At 69.6% G+C, this 263-nt stretch carries 1 pseudogene; it reads right to left on the minus strand.

Annotated features, from left to right (window positions below):
* A pseudogene (locus SB772_RS42210) lies at positions 1–263 on the minus strand (cytochrome c); the annotation flags it as partial.

Below are 263 nucleotides of genomic sequence, written 5' to 3' on the forward strand. Positions count from 1 at the left end.
GCCGGTTTTCAGGAACTGGACGATGTCGTCCTCGCTCCACGCGCCGATGCCCGTACGCGGATTGCCGCGCAGGCTCGACGGCACCCAGCCGTCGATCGGGCCGCCGCCCGCGAGGAAGTCGTCGCCTTCGAGATCGGTCAGCGCGAGTTCCTGCATCGTGCGCGCGCGCGGCGTGTGGCATGCGCCGCAATGGCCGAGACCCTGCACGAGATATGCGCCGCGCGCGACGATCGCATCGTTGTAATGCGCGGCGTCGAACGGCG

This window comes from Paraburkholderia sp. SIMBA_030, from assembly GCF_046535245.1.
In the GTDB taxonomy this organism is placed as follows: domain Bacteria; phylum Pseudomonadota; class Gammaproteobacteria; order Burkholderiales; family Burkholderiaceae; genus Paraburkholderia.